The organism is Hymenobacter sp. YC55, assembly GCF_029433095.1.
In the GTDB taxonomy this organism is placed as follows: domain Bacteria; phylum Bacteroidota; class Bacteroidia; order Cytophagales; family Hymenobacteraceae; genus Hymenobacter.
In genome coordinates, this window is sequence record NZ_JARNTX010000004.1 from 294,203 (window position 1) to 312,887 (window position 18,685).

Consider the following 18,685-nt stretch of genomic DNA (forward strand, 5'->3'; position numbering starts at 1 on the left):
AGCATCTGGAGACGGGCTTTTTTATTTATGATTAGCAGTTAGATAGCTACGACTGAGGAGTGAGCTGCACGGGTTGTAATACCTCTGGCAAAGCTGGGGCAGGCTGGCCTGCCAGATGCGCTGCAATTACTTGAGCATGGTAGCGGCCATTCTCGATAAACCAGCGACTGGTATTAAGGCCGCCGCACACGGTGCCTGCTAGGTATACGCCGGTGCGGTTGGTTTCTAGAGTTTCGGCGTCGTGGGTGGGGGTTTGGGCGGCGTCGAGCTGGCAGGTGATGCCGAGGGCAGCCAGGAAGCTGAAATCAGGGTGGTAGCCGGTGAGGGCGTATACGTAGTGGGCTGGCACAGTGAGCGGACCTTCGGGCGTGTTAATCTTCACGGTATCGGTAAGAATACGCTCGATGGTAGCGTTGAAGTGCACCTTGATGCGGCCTTCCTTGATGCGGTTAAGCAGGTCGGGACGGATCCAGTATTTCACGGAGTTGCTGATTTCCGCGCCCCGCACGATCATCGTTACGCGGGCGCCGGCCCGCAGTAGCTGCAGCGCCGCTTTCGCCGATGAGTTTTTGGCACCAACCACCACCACGTCTTGGTGGGCGTGGGCGTACGGTTCCTTGTAGTAGTGGCTGACGTGGGGCAGGTCTTCGCCGGGCACGTTGAGGTAGTTGGGAACGTCGTAGAAGCCGGTGGCCACAATAACGTAGCGGCAGTTGATGCGCTCTTTCTCGGTCACGACTTCGTAGTTACCGGGCTCGCCTTCCAATCCCGTTACTCGCTCGTAAAGGCGCAGGTTCAGGTTTTCGGTTTGGGCTACGCGGCGGTAATAGTCGATGCCATCTTCTCGCAACGGCTTGTAGCTACTGACCGGGAACGGGTGGCCTCCTATTTCTAGGAGCTCAGGAGTCGAGAAGAACTCCATATTGGTAGGGTAGCCGATAATAGAATTTACCAGTGCGCCCTTATCAACCACTACGGCTGTGAGCCCAACCCGCTGTACTTCTAGCGCGCAAGCCAAGCCTACTGGGCCAGCCCCTATTACAACTACATCAATCATATTCAACCTTCCGTAAACAAATCCAGACGTCTGCTGGCGTCTTGCAAATCAAAGTAAAGCCAATCCTTACCTGAGTAAGGTTAGCATCAGGGGGTAGCCTGGTTGCCGAGTTGCTCTAAGGCAATGGCAGCACGCTAGCTCTTAGTAAACAGGCAAAGCATACCCCCGGGTTTCGCGGATAAGTGCGAACTTGCCACTTAGTTTGATTTCAAGACTATGCGCACTTGCGACTTATGCGGGCACACGGCGTTTCGGCCGCGCCCTTTCTTCTATATTTTGGAGGGCCAGCGCCTACAGGGCATGCAGTGCCAAAACTGTGAGTTGGTGTTTCTGGACCCGCAGCCAACCCCGGCTCAATTGGAACGGCTCTACGGGAAAGAGTACTTCACCGAGCGTCCCAACTACGACCGCACCGCTCAGGACCGCAAGTTTATTGAAGAAGGCGCCAAGCTCGACCTCAGCCAGCCCCGCGCCGACAAGTTTACCGATTATATGATGCGGCACTACCCCGGCCGGCGCTTCCGGTACTTGGAGGTAGGATGCGGACCGGGCTACACGCTCAAAAGCTTGCAGAGCTTGGGTTGGGAAACCCACGGCCTGGAAATATCAGCCCACGCCGCTGATTTTGCCCGTCGTGAGCTAGGGCTGCCCGTCGTGACGGGCAACATCGAAACCACGGAAGATTTCCAGGAAAACCAGTTCGACCTGGCGTACCTCGGCGACGTGCTCGAACACTTGCTGTCGCCGTCGGCGGCAGTAGCCAAGTTCGGTCGTATTCTGGCGCCGGGCGGCTTGTTGGTATTGGCGTTGCCAAGCGTACTCAACCTGCCTAGTATGCGGGCCGGCTTTGCGCTCTATAGCGCCCTAGGCCGCCAGCGCCGCATGGATATCCCGCCTTACCACCTCTACGAATTTACCCCTACCACTATTCGCAAGCTGCTGGACAAGCACAAGTTCGAGGTCGTTGACTTGCTGAACCCCGTGAAGAAACCGCAGCAAATTCGACTAGGGGGTAACCCAGTAGAGCAAGCGGGCAAGTTGCTCGGGCAGTATCCTACCTATTGGCTCAACCAACTCACTGGCCGTTTCGGCGACCGAATGTTTGTAGTAGCAAAAAATGGAAAATAGCTGCTGTTAGCCAACTCTTAAGGAGCAACAACAAGCGTACTGGCTAATCCTGCTTGATAGCTAATAGTGCGGGCTCGTTCTGTTGGGACAGTGCCTACTTTTTCTGAGTGATAATTAAGCAATTTGAAGTATGATTATACCTGATAGGAAATAAAACTGTATATCTATTTTGGCAGAAGAATACATTTATTATGCTGCTGACTAACAATAAGTTAAACAAAAGTTCTGTTTTAATATAGGTGCTTTGTAGGCTTGGTGTTGCTATAAACAAAACATACTTATTCTAATATAATTTACCTTTGTGCTATTGACTGTATTGTGCGAGGTTTCGCTCTGGATTCCTCCTTATTAGCAGTGATTTATTATCTACATTCTTACCGTATTATGAAACGAGTGTTACCGCTTACCTCGCTGGCTTTAGCCAGCGTTTTAGCTTCCTGCGCCAACGATAAAAAGGAAGACCCATCGCCTCGAACTGCTGCTCAAATGCTGACTTCCAAGACATGGAAGCAAACTGCCGAGACAGAAGCTATAGGCGACGCGGAGCCAGTTGCTAAGTATTTCCGATATGCTGCCAGCGCGAACAACACCGTAAAGTTCTTAGCGGACTACAGTCTCCGAATGGAGGATGGCGCCACAGAAGATAGCTACAACAGCCCACAGACCGTTTCGGGAGAATGGACGCTCAGTGGCAAAACACTGACGATAGTAGTGGCCCCTTTCACTCGTCAGTGCACCATTCAAGAACTCACTGGCAATAAGCTGGTGGTCAAAGTTGCCGAAGCACTAGACGGAGCCCAGAAAGTAACTCGTTATACGTACGAGGCGCAGTAAATAAGCATACGCCACAACCAAAAGGGCGGGTCGTATTATACGACCCGCCCTTTTGGTTGTGGCTTGGTAAACACTATCCGTTGCTATGCCATTAGTGTGCTTGGAGCCAGTTGCTGCCGGTGCCAACCTCCACTTCCAAGGGTACGCCGTGGGGGAGGAGAAGGGCAGTGGTCATCAGTTCTTTCACTTTGGGCGTGATGTAGTCGATTTCCTCTTTCACGGCATCGAAGACAAGTTCGTCGTGCACCTGTAGAATCATGCGGGTAGCCAGTTTCTCGTCGCGCAGCCAGTCGTGAATATTAATCATGGCCTTTTTAATAATATCGGCGGCGGTGCCTTGGATGGGGGCATTGATGGCGTTGCGCTCAGTATAGCCGCGTAGAGTGGCGTTGCGTGAGTTGATGTCGCGCAGGTAGCGGCGACGGCCGAGCAGGGTAGTAGCATATTCCAGCTCACGCGCCTTATTGATGCTCTCGTCCATGAACTTCTTCACGGCACTGAATTCCTCGAAATACGTTTCGATAATTTCGGTGGCTTCCTTGCGCGAGATGCCAATGCGCTGGGCCAAGCCAAACGACGATATACCGTAGATAATGCCGAAGTTGACGGTTTTGGCTTTGCGGCGCATTTCTCCATCCACTTGGTCCAAGGGTACGTGGAAAACCTTGCTGGCCGTGCTGGTATGAATGTCTTGGCCTAAGCGGAAAGCTTCAATCATGGTTTTGTCGCCCGAAAAGTCGGCCATGATGCGTAGTTCCACTTGGGAGTAGTCGGCGGCAAGCAGCACGTGGTTTTCGTCGCGGGGCACAAAGGCTTTGCGGATTTCCCGGCCCTTCTCGGTGCGAATTGGAATGTTCTGCAGGTTGGGGTTGGTGCTGCTCAGGCGACCGGTGGCCGTAACGGCTTGGTTGAAGCTGGTGTGTACCCGCCCATCTAAATCACACACCAGTTGAGGTAGGGCTTCTACGTAAGTGGAACGCAGCTTGGTGAGCTGACGGTGCTCCAGAATCAGGCCCGCCACGGGATTGTCGGCAGCTAATACGCTCAACACTTCCTCGCCGGTGGCGTACTGCCCGGTTTTGGTTTTCTTGATTTTGCCGCCACCCAAGCCAAGCTTATCGAACAGGATTTCACCTAGCTGCTTCGGCGAGCCAATATTGAACTCCTGGCCGGCGGCCGTGAAAATTTGCTGCTCTATTTCCTGAATGTAGCCCTGCAGCTCGGCCGAGTACTCGCCCATGGCGCTAGAATCAATCTTCACGCCTTCGTACTCAATAGCTGATAGCACCGGCACCAGCGGGTTTTCAACCTCGTTCAGCAAATCCAGCAAGCCCACTTCTTTGAGCATCGGCTCGAATACGTGCTTGAGTTGCAAGGTTACATCGGCATCCTCGCAAGCGTAGTCCGCTATTTCGGCCGGCGGGAGGTCGGCCATGGTTTTCTGGTTTTTGCCTTTGTTGCCGATGAGCGAGGTAATAGCTACCGGCGTGTAGTGCAGGTAGGTTTCGGCCAGCACGTCCATGTTGTGGCGCATATCCGGCTCCAGCAGGTAGTGCGCTAGCATGGTATCGAAGAGCGGCCCTTGAATCTCTACACCGTAGTGCCGCAGGATGGTGAGGTCGTACTTGATGTTTTGACCGATTTTGAGGATGCCTGTCGCGTCGAAGAACGGCCGGAACTCGTCTACCAGCGCCTGCGCGGCAGCGTGGTCGTCTTGGGGAACAGGCACGTAGTAAGCTTCGCCCGGCAGCCAGCAAAACGAGAGTCCCACAAGCCGGGCCGTCATCGTATCGAGGCCAGTGGTTTCGGTATCGAAGCTGACTTCACTTTGCTGAAGCAAGAAGCTGAGCAGCGACTGGCGCAGCTCCGGCGTGTCGATAAGATGGTACTGGTGCGGTACGTCGGCAAGCGTGAGGCGCGGGCCAGCAGGCGCCCCGAAGCTGCCTGTTTCACCTTCTTCAGCGCCAATAGCTACGGCCGCATCGGAACTGTTGCCAAACAAGCTGGCTTGCCCAGCAGGCACTTTCGGGCGCCGCGAGCTTGACCGGGGATTGGCGCGGTCGGCGGCAGTTGCTGGTGCAGCAGCCTTTTCACCGCCACCCAAAATACGAGCGGCTAGTTGGCGGAACTCCAACTCGTCGAACAAGGTGCGGAGTTGGGTTTCGTCGGGACTATCGAGCACCAGCTTCTCAGCCTCGAAGTCGATGGGGACATTGACGTGGATGGTGGCCAGTTCCTTGCTCATCAGGCCCTGCTCGGCGAAGTTGCGCACGTTTTCCTGCTGCTTGCCCTTGAGTTGGTCGGAGTTGGCAATCAAATTCTCCACCGAGCCGAACTGCTGAATCAGGCTTTTGGCGGTCTTCTCGCCGATGCCCGGAATACCAGGAATGTTGTCGGAGGCGTCGCCTTGCAAGCCTAGAATATCAATTACCTGCTCGACACGCTCAATCTCGAAACGTTGGAGTACGTGGGCCACATCGAGCACTTCGGCCGCATTCCCCATAAAGGCTGGCCGGTAAATCTTAATCTTATCGGTTACGAGTTGGCAGTAGTCCTTGTCGGGCGTCATCATGAACACCTCAAAGCCCTGCGCTTCGGCCCGCTGCGCCAGCGTGCCTATCACGTCGTCGGCCTCGAACCCGTCCACCATCAGGATAGGGATGTGAAAGGCCTGAATGATTTTCTTGATGTAGGGGATAGCCGTGCCAATGTCCTCGGGCATGGCCTGGCGTTGCGCCTTATAGTCGGCAAAACTATCGTGGCGGAACGTTTTTTTCTGCGCATCAAACGCCACCCCAATGTGGGTTGGCTTTTCCTTTTGCAGCACTTCCACCAGCGTATTGGTGAAGCCAAGAATAGCACCCGTGTTAAGGCCCTTGGAATTGACGCGCGGATTCTTGCTGAACGCAAAGTGGGCGCGGTAAATCAGGGCAAAGGCGTCGAGCAGAAAGAGCTTTTTGGCGGGTTGGGAAGAGTCAGTCATAGGAGGGCGAAGGTAAGAAACAGCTATTGCTACCTGGCACGGAAATACGGCTAGCTTTACTTGTCTATTCTTCTAAGCACAACAAACAGGCGCGGAAAAACATTGGTGGGCATAGCTTTATTTATGGTCGCAGCTAAGGTCAATAGGCAGCAATTCGGCAGGAAGTAACTACCAGAACAAATCTTTACGCAGGTAAACGGCAGCCCGGCCGTGGGGTTGACCTGCCTCAAGCTTACCAGCAGGCTACCCCGGCCTGTATGAATAGCTTCTTATAAAACCAGCAAGGGCCCCAAGAAGTACTTGAGGCCCTTGCTGGTTACGATCCATACACTATACGATTGTCAACAGTGTTTACACGGTTACAGCGCCTGCTTCACTTCAAGCGTGAAACTGCTGCTGCCTGCAGCTCCTTTAGGAGAGAGGCCTTGCACTACTACCAGGTAGCGCCCGGCTTGGTCGCCAGTGAAGAATTCCAGCTTGCTAGGTTCGGTGCTGGTAGTTGTAATGGCTGGATTCCAATACAGCAGGTTGCGCATGTCGGGCAGGCGGCCTTGCTTCTGCTCGGGCGTATCGTAGCGAGGTGAGTAGAACTCCCGCTGGCTTTGTACGCCTTCATACTGTTGGATTAGTGCCCGCGAACTGAGGTTAAAGCCTTCTAGGTCGCCTTTGTAGGTAGTGAAGCTTACTATCCCGCTGTATAAAGACACGCCCTGGAAATAGTGGCTATCAACCACTTCCAACTTCCGGATTTTCAGCGGGTCCATGGCCATTATCTTATTGATGTTGAAAATGGGCACTCCATCTAGCAACACCAAGGGGTTTTCGGTGAATACGGTTTTATTGACTTTATCAACTACTAGGAAGTGAAAGCCGTCTTTCCGAATTCTAACTATCACGCCCGGTACGTACTCGCGCATTACCTCTTCCAATACTTTGAAGCGGGTGTACTTGTCTAAGTAGTAGAGCTCGTCGGGCTTACCATAAAAGGCCGTGCTATCGGCGGGCGGTATGTTGTAGCGGTTCTCGTACTTTTTAGAGTAGATGGCTTGTACCTGCGTCTGGAAATGCCGCTTGGTGTAATCCTGCTGGAAACGAGTGAGCGGGACGAAGGGCGTGGTAGGCGTAGTGGCGTACTGCTGAGAGAACGGATTGAGAATTTCTATGCGGTGGGTGCTGTCTTGCTGCGGATCAATTTGAACGACAATCTCTTTGGGCCGATCAAAGTCGTTTATCTCGAAGTGTACCAAGCCATCGTCGTTGCTTTTGTCGTTGGCGAGCCGGGTAATGCGGCTTGGACTTGCCAGATAGGCTACAGCCCCTTTTACTGGTCGGTTGGTGCCGGCCTGCGTTATCCGTCCCTGGATGATGTGCCCCTGCAGTTCAGGCGAGTAAGAAAAAGTGGCAGGATTGGTAGCAAGGGCATCTTCCCACCGAAACCGGCTCCAGCCCTGGGTCAGCATCAGGTTGTCGGCGGCTTCAACGGTTTCGGGGCTGGCGTCGGTCACGTAATACTCGGGGTGCTCGACGCGGCCTTTCAGGTCCGAGGTCAGCCATAGGTAGCTATTGATATCGGCCGTGGGAGCGGTGGTGAGTGAGTCGAGGCGGTAAACGGCCATCGAGAGGTTGGCGCCCGTACGCTGCGCATCTTGCGTAGCGGTGGCCAACTCAACCGCTACTTTGTCGCGGATGGTGTACTGGTTTTTGTCGGGCCGAACCGTTATGGAAAGCTTTTTCTTGGGCTGCTGAAAGTACAGCCGCTCGCACAACGGTTTCTGCTGCGCATCGAACACCGTGAAATGCGAGATGCCGTCCAGTAACTGATCTTTGTTGATACTGAAAGTGGCTTGTCCGTTAACCAGTTGCCCTTGGGCTGCCACCGCAACTTTTTGGCGCGAATGAGCCAACAGAGAAATACTGCTCGGCTGCGAGCTGGTTGAGCGCACGGTCAAGGTTAGGGGGCCTGTGCCGTTGTTTTCCAGGTGCATCACATAGCCTTGCTCGAACACGCGCGGCAAGCTGCGCCGCATCACCTGCTTGCCTACGGTAATGAGGACAGTGTAAGAGGCACCTGCTTCTGGAGCAAACGTGAAATTCCCCATTCCGTAGCGCAGCGTTTTGAACGTGGCCACCACAGTGCCGCTCTGGTTGAGGAGCTTGCCTTGAGCAGCCACGCCAGTGCCCGTTTTAGCAGTGACTTTGAAGGCTACTTTGCTGCTGAGCCCTTGCACCAGGTTTCCGCCCTCAGGGAAGAACTGCACATCGTACGCTGCCGAATCCTTCGCTGCTGCTGAACCAGATGCCACCAACGGGTTGATTACCGTAACGGTATTTTGGAAGTAATATTCCGGCCCGAAATTCTTCATCCAGTTGGTGTACGCCCTGACGGTGTAAGTGCCGGAAGGCAACGAGGACGAGAGCGGTAAGGAGCCTTGGCCAGTAGCCTGCTTCAACGGAATCTTAGCTTGTGCTACCGGCCGCTTCTCTTTGTCGAGCACTTCAACATAGGCCACTGTGCTTAGCGGCAGCGGCCGCGAGTACGTACCCTCTACCGCATAAATCTTGAACCACAGCATCTCTCCGCTCAAGTACAGCGGACGGTCGAGGTGGAGGAAAAGCTTCTCGGGTAAAGCAGTCTGCTGATAACGGCTGAATCTGCTGGCTACACCATCAGCAGCTTCCCCTTGGCCATACGCCGTTCCAGTAGTGGCCAGTACTACCCCTAGCAACCCAACGTAGATGCCCTTTCCTACCGCCGCCCAGGCCTTACATATACTCATCTTATTGCAGCGCATGTGTTTCAACAGAGAATATTAAGGCCAGAAGCTAGGTTTAACTGCCGTGCCGCGCGTGCGACAATCAATACAATCCCGCGACTTTGCCAGATAGCCCGTTATGGTACCATTCTCAAAATATGGTTGAATAGGTAGATAATTAGGCGTGTTGAAATAAGTCTGCAGCGTTTGAGCGATAGGCGGTGGCGGGGCAGGTTTGAAAAGAAAAACGGTATCAGGAGGCAAGCAATTTTCGTATCCGGTTCGCACGAACCAAGTCCGGGGCAATTCCGTCCGACGGATGAAAATACGCTTTTCCGCCACGGAATGCACTCCTACAAACCCAAGCGCTAATTCGGTATCGTCGTTGAGGCAATGGACATTGCCCGTGAGCTGCGCAGGAAGCGGGTCAAACAGCGTACCGATATTCTCGGTGTTCTTCTTCAGCAACTCCCAATACATGTACTCGTCGGCAGTTTGGGCGTGTTGCCTCACCAGAATGCTGTAGGCGGTGTTGAATTGGGAGGCAGTAGTAGGAAAGGAGCGGAGCAAGAAGTTGGAAACCACATCCTGACTCAAGCGAGTCGTGCTGCTTATTTTGATATCGGTAGATTTTGCAATGCCCCAGCAGATTACCGGGTAGGGAACCGTAATATCCTGTATCCTGCCGTTCTTATATTCAATGCCAACAGAATAAGGTGGGGTTATCTCCCAGGTTTCTTCGTAATCCCATCGGTAATACTGCGTTGCATTCGTGTCATCGTGGCTATCAACATAAATATTCAACCCACTGTCAGCTGCTTTCCAAGCGACTTTGTCGATAGGAGGCGTAACTTTAACTGAGGCGAAATCAGAAGTGTACTCTTTGCCTGTCGCTGTATTTATGTGAAGCCGATATCTTTTGGTTGGATTAAGAACTAGATTATTTGAGGTATAAGTGCCTTGACTAGTTTCCCGGAGCGAGTTGCGTGCCCCGTTTTCCTCTTCTATAAATACCGTTGCTTTAATTTCCTTGGGTGGTGCCGTAGCAGCGCTAATGTCATAAGTGCGCGAGAGAGTAATTGTCGTAATACCATTGCTGTTTATAAATCCATCTACCACCAAATAATTAGTTTTAGAGCTAATAGCTTCAGGTATATAAGAGTCAATGCAACTAGATAATACTATGCTTATAAGGCTTATGAAGCCAATTCGAATACAGAGCAAGGCGTGCATCTAGAATTTGAAATTGTAGGTGATAGTAGGAATAGGCTGGCCGAAAATAGAAAGCTTGTAGCCTTTGATTTGGCCATTTTCTGATTTGAAATACACGGAGTAGGGGTTCCGACGGCCCGTCAGGTTGTACACGCCGAGCGTCCAGGAGCTATGCGCGAGTTTCTTCACTTTGTGGTTGCCTTCTATGTTCAAGGCAAAATCGGCGCGGTAGTAGTCGGGTACTCGGTAGGCGTTTCGGTCTGAGTAGTATACCCGTAACGAATTGGCCACGTAGTATTTCGCCAGCGGTAACGTGATGGGGCGACCGGTGCTGTAAGTGAAGTTGAGTGAGCTGCTGAAGCGCCGACTGAAACGGTAGTTGCCAATCATGGTGAAATCGTGCGGCTTGTCGAAGTTGCTGGGGTAGTAGCTGCCCCCGTTGATCATGTCGGAGGTGGTACCCGAGTTCACCCGCACCAAGGAGCGCGAGTAGGTGTAGCTTACCCACCCGTTGATTTTGCCGGTCAGCTTCTTCACCATTACTTCCACCCCGTAGGCCTTGCCCAGAGCATTTACAATGTCCGTCTCGATGTGGTGGTTCAGGATGAGCGTGGCACCACTCTTATAATCCACAAAGTCACGCAGCGACTTGTAGTAAGTCTCTATGGACGTTTCGATGGTGTTGGACTTGAAGTTGCGGTAGTAGCCCACCGATACTTGGTCGCCAACTTGCGGGCGGATGTTTGCGTCGCTGAGCTTCCAGATGTCGGCCGGCGACACGGAAGCGGTGTTGGAAAGCTGATGAATGTACTGGCGCGTGCGGTTGTAACTGAGCTTCACCGACGAGTTGTCGGACAATGAGTACCGCGCCGACAATCGGTACTCGGGACCGTGGTAGGTGGCGAGTACTTTGCCAGAGCCGTACGCAACGGTATCCACAATGGAGCTCTCTGTGCGAGATAATCCCGGCGCGTACTGATACACGTCGCGCGGGCCTAGTGCATTGAAGAGCGAGTACCGCAGCCCGATGGAAATAGAAAGCCGTTGGGTAAGATCAATTCGGTCGGAAACATAGAAGGCACTTTCCAGCGCTCGTTCCCGGGCCAACACGTCGGTTGCTATCAGGGAGCTGTCGCCGTTGGGGGTTAGACTACCCGGCGAGATATTGTAGAGCAACGAGCTGATGCCGAAATCTATGGTGTGCTTGGAGTTCGGGAAATAGCTGAAATCAAGCTGGGCGTTGGTTTGATTGATGCCATACTTGAGGCTCGACGCATTAACCGCGTTTTCCACGCTGGTGATGTCGTAGCCGTAGTGGCTGTAGGCACCCGTGACCACGCTGTAGAGCTTATTGTTGAAGTTGTGCTGCCACTTCACGCCAACATTCTGGTTGACGTATTGATACGACGTGTCGCTGGCCAAGCGAAACTTGTCGGCGCTGAGGTAGCCGGTAGCATACACCGAGTTCTTCTCGTCGAACTGGTAGTTGACGTGGGCGCTGATATCATAGAAAGAAGCGGAACTCTGCCGAAACGAACTGTTAGAGAGTCGCCGCAGAATCCAGTCGGAATAGCTGGTGCGGCCGCTGATGATAAAGGCGCTTTTGTCTTTCACGATGGGCCCTTCCAGCGTGAGGCGGCTGGTGAGCGGGCCGATACCGCCCGAACCCGAAAACTTCTTTTTGTTGCCTTCCCGGGTTTTGATTTCCAGCACCGAGGACAAGCGCCCGCCGTACTTCGCTGGAATGGCGCTTTTGTAGAGCTCCACCGTTTGCAGAATGTCGGGGTTGAAGGCCGAGAAAAAACCGAATAAGTGCGAAGGGTTGTAGATAGTCGTGCCATTGAACAGAATCAGGTTCTGGTCGGTGGCGCCGCCGCGCACATTTAGGCCCGTGTTGCCTTCGCCCACCGATTTCACGCCCGGCAGGGTAAGCACCACGCGCAGAATATCAGTTTCGCCGAAGGCCGTGGGTACTTGGCGCATGGTCTTGATGTCGAGCTTCTCCAGGCCCATCTGCATGCCCGAAACGTTCTTGTCTTTCTCGGCTTCAATCACCACTTCTTTCAGCGGTGTAATGTCTTCTTCCACTTCAATTTCCAGCTTGGCATTCCCGCGCAAAATCACTTGACGCTTGGTGTTTTTGATGCCAATGCCCCGGATTTTTATGTCGTAGCGCCCCACGGGGAGGGTGAGGGAGTAGTAGCCAAACTGGTCGGTGCTGGTACCCACGGCGGGGTTATCGGTGTAGATAGTTGCCCCAATGGTCGGCTCCCCGGACTTTAAATCCCGAATATGGCCGGCCAGCGTGGCCTTGCTGCCCGCGGCGCCGCCCGAACCTAAGTCATACACTTTGAACTCCGCCTCCCGCACATACCGCGACCGAACTGCGGCGCTCGGACGAGCATCGCTCTGGCTGACCCGCGCCGAAGCCGCCACCGTTCCCGTAGCTTCGGGCCGAAAGAAATCTTCCGACAAAGTAGATTCGATGGTAGCGCCCGAGGTTACAAAAACGCGGTTTTCATCGTCGATGGCGAACCGAAAAGGGGTGTTCTGCAGGGCCTGCTCCAGCACGGTGCGTACGGGCTGCTCTTGCACTTGCAGCGTAACGTAAAGACTATCGACGGCTGCCGGATCGAAGTAGAAATGAAAAGCGGTTTGCTGTTCTAGCTGCGTAACAAATTGCTCGAACGGCAGATGATTGAAATTGCCGCTAACCTTTTTTTCGGTTGGCTGCTGTCCGTAGGCTGTGAGACTGGTTAGGGTAAGTAGAAAAATAAATAGGCGGTAAAGGTGTTTCATGAGAAGCTTTAAATAACTCGAAAGGGAATAACGCGCTACGCAAGTAAGAAAATCACTGCGCTGCCAGACTGCTGTAATATTGTACCAATTGTACTATGGAAGATTCGCGGCTAGCTTTTTTAAATTTTAGCTTCTTAGAACTGCTGAATTTCTTTAATTCTTCGCCTCGGTCAGATAATATCTTCAGTACCGAGTTCTTTTTATAAATGCTGTGATAAACGTTGTCTTTTTTAATAAATAGTCTATCGGCAAGTATAAATTCTGCATTTATATTGTTGCCCTCTATTTTCTCCTGCATTTGTTTCGAGCGGTTCGCCAATAGCTGTACTTTGCCATCAACCAAAACTTCGTAAAAGCCCGTGCGAAGAACCTTGCTCGATAAACTATCAATTACAAGGCGCTTGAAGTGGTGGCCTCCAAGAGTGAAATAATTAACTCGCTCATTAAGAAGCCGGAGCTGGAGCGGGGTGGTAGGATGCAGTAATACAATCTGCTGGCGTACTACATCGTAAGTGAATTGCAAGCCAGTGAAGTATTGGTTGTTGTAATAAATACTTCCGTCTTGCTTTTCGGCAACGCTAAAAAATTGGTGCCCGGTAAGCTGGAAATAGCGTTTGGAATAGTCTACGTACTCGGGGCCGTTATACAGATGCGCGTGAATAGGATAGATAGCGCTATACTGCTTCTCGAATTGGGCAACCGCAGACGTTACAAGCGTTGTGTCATCGGGCGAGGATTGCGCGAAAGTAGATTGGCTGAACAGGAGTAGAAATAAGAAAAAGAAAGTACTGGTTGCTTTCATAGAGAGCAATAGAGAAGTGCTGTGACTGGCGTGTCAAGCACCTGCGGGTAAAAAGATAAGTAAGGGAGCTAGGAGTGCTAGAATCAGCCTAGCAGCAATGCTGTTAGTGATGCTCGCTAAATATAAGCATAGCAATCAGTAATATGACAGATCAGAGAAATTCGTGTTAGAAATATAAGAAGAAGCCAGTATGCTGCTAATAGGCAGACAAGAGCCTAGTATTGTGAAAGAGGGAAAGTAGCTTTGGCGAGTAATTGCCAACCGACGACACGAATTCTTTACTCTATGCGGCTTTTTATCTCTCAGTTTTTATTGGTCGTAATGGCCCTCTCTACTACAGGACGGGCCCAGACGGTGGCATCGGCTGTTGTGCCTTCGAAAGAAGAGCATGCAAAACGAGTGGCAACGTTTCAGGCAGAACTGAATGCCGAGTATAAAGATCCGGCCCGCTCACCATTGCCTGCGCCAGCGCGGAGCAGCTTCACTAGCTTGCCTTTCTTTCCAGTCAATTATGCGGCGTGCGTGGAAACCCGGTTTGTGCGGGATTCCTCGCAGGCTCCATTTGAAATGCAAACCAGCAATGGCCGCAAGCCGTTGTACCGCAAATACGGCGAGGTACATTTCCGCTACAACGGCCAGCCGCAACACCTGACCGTTTACCAAAGTCTGGACTTGCTGCGCACGAAGGAATACAAAGACTACCTCGTGGTACCCTTCACCGACCAAACCAACGGGCACAGCAGCTACGGCGGCGGCCGCTACATCGACCTACGCATAGGCCAAATCAAAAACGGCCAGTTAGTACTTGATTTCAATTGCGCCTACAACCCGTTTTGTGCGTACAGCTCGGCTTATTCGTGTCCTATACCGCCCGCCGAAAACCGCCTGCAAGTAGCTATTGAGGCAGGCGTAAAGAGTGACCATTAGGAAGCGGCAAATCAGTAGATCAGTAAGCCCGACGGGCGTCGTACGTAGTAGCGGAGGTTATGCGCTCCATCTAGCTACTCACGACCCCCGTCGGGCTTACTGATCTGTTTGTTTACTTTAAGGTTTCGGCAGCGTGGCGAATAGGTCGGGATAATCGGTGATGATGCCGTCTACTTGCAACTGTATAAGGCGCTGTATGCCCTCGGCGTCGTTTACCGTCCAAGGGATAATCTGGAGGCCTTCTTTATGGCAAGCCTGTACCAAGTCGGCGTTTACGAGCTGGGAATGGGGGCTGTAGATGGTAGGCCGGAAGCTAAGGCGCTTCAAGTTGGCCGCTAAGCCTTGCGTGTTCATGACCAATAAAGCAGTGTGCGGCGTTGGGTCGGCTTGGTGTACCAGCTCTAAGGTGCGCGGGTCGAACGATTGGATAGTAGCACGGCTTGCTATGCCCTTGGCTTTGACTACGGCCAGCAGCAATTTCACAAATTCGGCGGGCGCCGGGTGCAGCTTACCATCGCCTTCCGGCATGGACTTAGTTTCGATGTTGTAGCGTGGAGCGGGTAGCTTTTTCAAGCGGGCATATGTCTCCGCCGAGTCGATGACTTCGGCTAGCAGCGGCTTGTAGGTGCGCAGCTTCTGCTGCCGCGGAAACTTGGAGTTGCCTTGGCTGCCTACGTCGTAGCGGCGTATTTCGGCGTAGGGGAGGGCGTAGAGGCGGTGTTTCTGCTCGTCGGCTTTTTTGATGGGTTGCCCGTCGGGGGTTAGCACAAAGTCGGCGCTCATGTAGGGGTCGTGCGAGAGAAGCACTTGCTTGTCTTGGCTCACTAGCACGTCCATCTCCAGGGTAGTCATGCCGAGGTCTTGCGCTTTGCGCATGGCCGGGATAGTGTTTTCGGGCATAAGGCCGCGGCCGCCGCGGTGGCCCTGCCGGTCGAAGGTACTGTTTTGGGCCGTGGCGAAGTGAGCAGTGAGCAGCACGGTCGCCAGAAAAGAAATGAATTTCATCATCAAGAGAGAACAAGCCAACAGATAACTCCGCAGCCCAAGGTATATAAGTTATCAGTTGCCAAACCAGTGTGGAGCCATAGCAGAACCCCACCCCTCTAAGCAGATTGGGTTGGAAGTGGGGTACTACGATGGCCAGACAACAGCTAGGCCGACAGTGTATCGGTGTAGACTTGCCCGAACCGGTCGGTGACTTCAACGCGGATTTCCTTGGCCTGCGCCGACACGTTGGCGACGAACAGGTGGTCGGTGAGCGTGGGGTCCACAAATTTGTGCTTGGCAGGTAGATCCGGGCCCCCGTGCAGCCGCACCGACAGCGGGTCGAAGCCGGTGTGTTGCCTCATCTCGCCGCGGCGTGTGCCGTCTTCAAACCAAGCTACTTTCCAGCTGGGGTCCCAATTCCAAACGTTCACCACCAAATCGTCGGGGCGGTCGGGTAGGCTGCCCTTGGGGTAGATGCGGAACTGGTGGTTGCGCTCTTGTCCAATGGCTTTATAGTACCACTTTACTTCGCTGCCGCGTACCTCGTACACGCCGTAGCCGCCGGGTGTGCCGTCGGTGCAGATCGGGCCGGTCCACCATGCGCCGCACACGGTGCCGTGCACGTGCTCTACCACGTTTTCAGTGGTTTGCAATACTTCGTTGAAGTGCGTGTGGCCCGACATGATGTGCGTCTTGTACGGCTTCAGCAAACGGTACAGCTCTTTGCGGTTGGACACCACGCCGCCCATGGGCTCTTCTTTGTCTTTGTTGCGCACGTGCTGCTTGGTGTATGGCGGAATGTGCAAGCTCACCACCACAGTAGCGCCAGGCTTCACGTGAGCCAAATCCTGCTCCAGCCACGCCAACTGCCGCTCCGTCAGGTAGCCGATGTACTTTTTGGCCGACCCGATGAAGAACACGTCATCGAGCACCACATAGTGAATCTCGCCCCGGTTGAACGAGTAGTACGTAGGGCCAAACAGCTTCTTGAACGTATCGGCGGAATGGTCGTCGGTGCGAGCCGTAAGGTCCATGTCGTGGTTGCCGATGACCTGGAAGAACGGAATGCCGGTGCTCGCCACACCCTGCTGGTAGTCGTCGAACAACTCGAAATGGTCCCACACCAGGTCGCCGCAACCAATGCCATGAAACAGCGTGCCTGCTGCGTAGCTGGCTAGCAGCTTTTGAGTGTCGGGCACGGCCGTGGCTTTAAACTCGGCGGCATCGGCCTTGGATATCATCTGCGGATCGGCCCACACAATGAAGTTGTGTTGCGTGTCGTCTTGGGCGAGCTTGCGCAACTCGAAGTCGGCTTTGAAACGACCCTTTATTGGCTCTTTCTGGCGATAGAAGCGGGCCACGCCCTTTTCCTGCGGAAACTCGTAGCCGCGCGGCACCGAAATGTACACGAAGTCGGCGGCGCCGCTGCTTTCCAGTGTGTACTGGCCTTTGGCATCGGTGAGCGTGACGTTGATACCGTCGGTAACGGCTACACCGGCTATGCCTTGGCCTTGGGCGTGCACTTTACCGCTGAGGGTAGCTACGGCTACATCGGGGCTGGTGCGCGGCGCGGCTTTGGGTTGGGCCACGCCTAGGTTCACGTCAAGCGTTACCCCAAGGCCTGCCAGACCGATGGATTTCAGGAAAGTTCTGCGTTGTTGCGACATCGTATGCGGGTTAAATCAACAGGAAGTATGACGGCTCTTGGTGGGGCAGGCTATTTTTCCCACCACACTTTGGTGTTCACGTCGTCGGCACCCATAATTTCCACGGCGGCGCGGTAGTTGTCGCCGTTGTTGGTTTGCACAATAAGCGGGTACTTGAAGCGCGTGGGCATTACGCCGTTGTTCTGCAAATCTTTGCCGCGTGGTAGCACCGGCAAACCCGTGCGGCGGTATTCAAACCACTGCTGGTAGTCGTTGAAAAACAGCGCGTAATACTTCTGCAGCATGATGCGTTCCAGCGTGCCGTTGTACGCCACAGCGGGGTTTTGGAAATAAGTAGCAGGCACTACGGCGCCCCACTGCTCGATGGCAGCCTTCACGCCTCGCTCGTAGTGGGTGCGTGCGTCGGCGGAGGTGTAGCCCCGCTGCGCCGCTTCGGCCTTGATGAACTCCACCTCGGCATACGTCATCAGCACCGACGGCATGTTAGCCGACACGGAGGCGGTTACCAGCGCAATGTTGAAGTTGGAAGGCTGGTACTGAAACTGCGCGTCGCTGCCGCCGTAGGCGCTCGGAATACCCTTGTAGCCGATGTTGCTGCGGCCGTCCTTGGTTTTGGCTTGGGTATTAAACTTCGCTAGGCGTGGGTCGTTCCACGTGTTCAGGTTATCGATAAAGAACTCGGCGGCGGCACGGCTCGTGGTAAAGTCGATGGCCCGGCCCCAAGGCGACACATTGGGTGCCACCCCTGTAATTTTGAAAATGGCCGACTCACTGTTTTGCGTGAATACTGGGTACTTGGTCGGGTCGTTGATCATGGCGGCCAAGCGGGTAGCGGTATTCATTTCGGGCCGCTTTGAAAGGCGTAGCAATAGCCGCATCCGGAGCGAGTTGCAGAACCGGCGCCAGCTAGCCACATTGTTGTCGTAGAGAAGATCAGAGCCGTAGCTCATAGCCCGGGTGGTGCTGAACAGGCCATTGGCAACATCCAAATCGTCGAGCAGTTGGGTGTAGATCTGCTGTTGCGTGTCGAACTTGGGGTACAGCACGCCTGCCTCGCCCTGGCTAGCTTCCGTCATGGGCACATCCCCAAAGCAGTCGGTTAGGTTGGCGTAAACCCACGCATTGAGCGTCATGGCTACGGCCTCGTAGTTGGGGTCTTGGGCAGCTACGGCAGCGGCGCGCATCTCCCGAATATTGGCTAGCCAGCGGTAGTAGGTTGTCCAGGTGGAGTTGCCGGCGCTTTCGCTTACTATGTAGCGGTGCACCCCTCCCGACACGCTCGGAAACGGCAGTGCCACCTGCATAATATCGAAAGTAAACGCATCGGCTCGGCTGGTATTGAAGGCAGCCAATTCGTACATCGTAGGATTAAGCAGGGTGCCGGGGCTGATTGTCTCGATGCGGTTGGGGTCGGTGTTCAGTTCCTCGAACCCATCGGTGCACGAAACCAAGCTGCCGCCACAAGCCAGCAGCAGAAGAGCTATGTATTTTTTCATTGGAAAGTCGGAAACAGGAATGTTTAGCCGGAAGCTGTGT

At 53.7% G+C, this 18,685-nt stretch carries 12 protein-coding genes; 3 read left to right on the top strand and 9 right to left on the bottom strand.

The window, feature by feature from the left end:
• Positions 1-46: 46 nt before the first annotated feature.
• The gene (locus P1X16_RS23865; protein WP_277234516.1) at positions 47-1,057 is read right to left on the bottom strand and encodes a YpdA family putative bacillithiol disulfide reductase; all 1,011 of its coding nucleotides are present in this window, start codon (positions 1,055-1,057) and stop codon (positions 47-49) included.
• Positions 1,058-1,273: 216 nt separating this feature from the next.
• Between P1X16_RS23865 and P1X16_RS23870 the strand changes: the two genes are divergently transcribed.
• Complete coding sequence (locus P1X16_RS23870) at positions 1,274-2,185, top strand: class I SAM-dependent methyltransferase (protein ID WP_277234518.1); 912 nt, start codon at positions 1,274-1,276, stop codon at positions 2,183-2,185.
• A 384-nt stretch (positions 2,186-2,569) separates the two neighbouring features.
• Positions 2,570-3,019, top strand: coding sequence for a lipocalin family protein (locus P1X16_RS23875; RefSeq protein ID WP_277234520.1), 450 nt, complete (start codon positions 2,570-2,572; stop codon positions 3,017-3,019).
• Positions 3,020-3,110: 91 nt separating this feature from the next.
• On the opposite strand, the gene polA is transcribed toward P1X16_RS23875, so the two are convergent.
• The 5 genes from polA to P1X16_RS23900 all read right to left on the bottom strand — a co-directional run bounded on the left by polA (position 3,111) and on the right by P1X16_RS23900 (position 13,568).
• Positions 3,111-6,002, bottom strand: coding sequence for a DNA polymerase I (polA, locus tag P1X16_RS23880; protein WP_277234521.1), 2,892 nt, complete (start codon positions 6,000-6,002; stop codon positions 3,111-3,113).
• Between the two features lie 359 nt (positions 6,003-6,361).
• Positions 6,362-8,779, bottom strand: coding sequence for a hypothetical protein (locus tag P1X16_RS23885; RefSeq protein WP_277234523.1), 2,418 nt, complete (start codon positions 8,777-8,779; stop codon positions 6,362-6,364).
• A 33-nt stretch (positions 8,780-8,812) separates the two neighbouring features.
• Complete coding sequence (locus P1X16_RS23890; protein WP_277234524.1) at positions 8,813-9,988, bottom strand: DUF4249 domain-containing protein; 1,176 nt, start codon at positions 9,986-9,988, stop codon at positions 8,813-8,815.
• On the bottom strand, positions 9,989-12,766 hold the full coding sequence (locus tag P1X16_RS23895) for a carboxypeptidase-like regulatory domain-containing protein (RefSeq protein WP_277234526.1): 2,778 nt from the start codon (positions 12,764-12,766) through the stop codon (positions 9,989-9,991).
• Positions 12,767-12,818: 52 nt separating this feature from the next.
• Positions 12,819-13,568, bottom strand: coding sequence for a hypothetical protein (locus tag P1X16_RS23900; RefSeq protein ID WP_277234527.1), 750 nt, complete (start codon positions 13,566-13,568; stop codon positions 12,819-12,821).
• Between the two features lie 321 nt (positions 13,569-13,889).
• Between P1X16_RS23900 and P1X16_RS23905 the strand changes: the two genes are divergently transcribed.
• On the top strand, positions 13,890-14,495 hold the full coding sequence (locus P1X16_RS23905) for a DUF1684 domain-containing protein (RefSeq protein ID WP_277234529.1): 606 nt from the start codon (positions 13,890-13,892) through the stop codon (positions 14,493-14,495).
• A 117-nt stretch (positions 14,496-14,612) separates the two neighbouring features.
• On the opposite strand, the gene P1X16_RS23910 is transcribed toward P1X16_RS23905, so the two are convergent.
• From P1X16_RS23910 to P1X16_RS23920, 3 genes are all read right to left on the bottom strand, one after another.
• Positions 14,613-15,503 carry a glycerophosphodiester phosphodiesterase family protein gene (locus P1X16_RS23910; protein WP_277234530.1) on the bottom strand — a complete coding sequence of 297 codons (891 nt, stop codon included), beginning with the start codon at positions 15,501-15,503 and terminating at the stop codon, positions 14,613-14,615.
• Positions 15,504-15,646: 143 nt separating this feature from the next.
• Complete coding sequence (locus P1X16_RS23915) at positions 15,647-17,149, bottom strand: calcineurin-like phosphoesterase family protein (protein ID WP_277234532.1); 1,503 nt, start codon at positions 17,147-17,149, stop codon at positions 15,647-15,649.
• Between the two features lie 50 nt (positions 17,150-17,199).
• Entirely contained in the window at positions 17,200-18,645 is a 1,446-nt protein-coding gene (locus P1X16_RS23920; RefSeq protein ID WP_277234534.1) for a SusD/RagB family nutrient-binding outer membrane lipoprotein, read from the bottom strand.
• Between the last annotated feature and the right edge of the window lie 40 nt (positions 18,646-18,685).

What these genes read in the sequence shown, in the direction of transcription:
- P1X16_RS23865 (WP_277234516.1), bottom strand. Translation starts at nt 1,057, where the DNA reads ATGATTGATGTAGTTGTAATAGGGGCTGGCCCAGTAGGCTTGGCTTGC.
- P1X16_RS23870 (WP_277234518.1), top strand. Translation starts at nt 1,274, where the DNA reads ATGCGCACTTGCGACTTATGCGGGCACACGGCGTTTCGGCCGCGCCCT.
- P1X16_RS23875 (WP_277234520.1), top strand. Translation starts at nt 2,570, where the DNA reads ATGAAACGAGTGTTACCGCTTACCTCGCTGGCTTTAGCCAGCGTTTTA.
- polA (WP_277234521.1), bottom strand. Translation starts at nt 6,002, where the DNA reads ATGACTGACTCTTCCCAACCCGCCAAAAAGCTCTTTCTGCTCGACGCC.
- P1X16_RS23885 (WP_277234523.1), bottom strand. Translation starts at nt 8,779, where the DNA reads ATGAGTATATGTAAGGCCTGGGCGGCGGTAGGAAAGGGCATCTACGTT.
- P1X16_RS23890 (WP_277234524.1), bottom strand. Translation starts at nt 9,988, where the DNA reads ATGCACGCCTTGCTCTGTATTCGAATTGGCTTCATAAGCCTTATAAGC.
- P1X16_RS23895 (WP_277234526.1), bottom strand. Translation starts at nt 12,766, where the DNA reads ATGAAACACCTTTACCGCCTATTTATTTTTCTACTTACCCTAACCAGT.
- P1X16_RS23900 (WP_277234527.1), bottom strand. Translation starts at nt 13,568, where the DNA reads ATGAAAGCAACCAGTACTTTCTTTTTCTTATTTCTACTCCTGTTCAGC.
- P1X16_RS23905 (WP_277234529.1), top strand. Translation starts at nt 13,890, where the DNA reads ATGGCCCTCTCTACTACAGGACGGGCCCAGACGGTGGCATCGGCTGTT.
- P1X16_RS23910 (WP_277234530.1), bottom strand. Translation starts at nt 15,503, where the DNA reads ATGATGAAATTCATTTCTTTTCTGGCGACCGTGCTGCTCACTGCTCAC.
- P1X16_RS23915 (WP_277234532.1), bottom strand. Translation starts at nt 17,149, where the DNA reads ATGTCGCAACAACGCAGAACTTTCCTGAAATCCATCGGTCTGGCAGGC.
- P1X16_RS23920 (WP_277234534.1), bottom strand. Translation starts at nt 18,645, where the DNA reads ATGAAAAAATACATAGCTCTTCTGCTGCTGGCTTGTGGCGGCAGCTTG.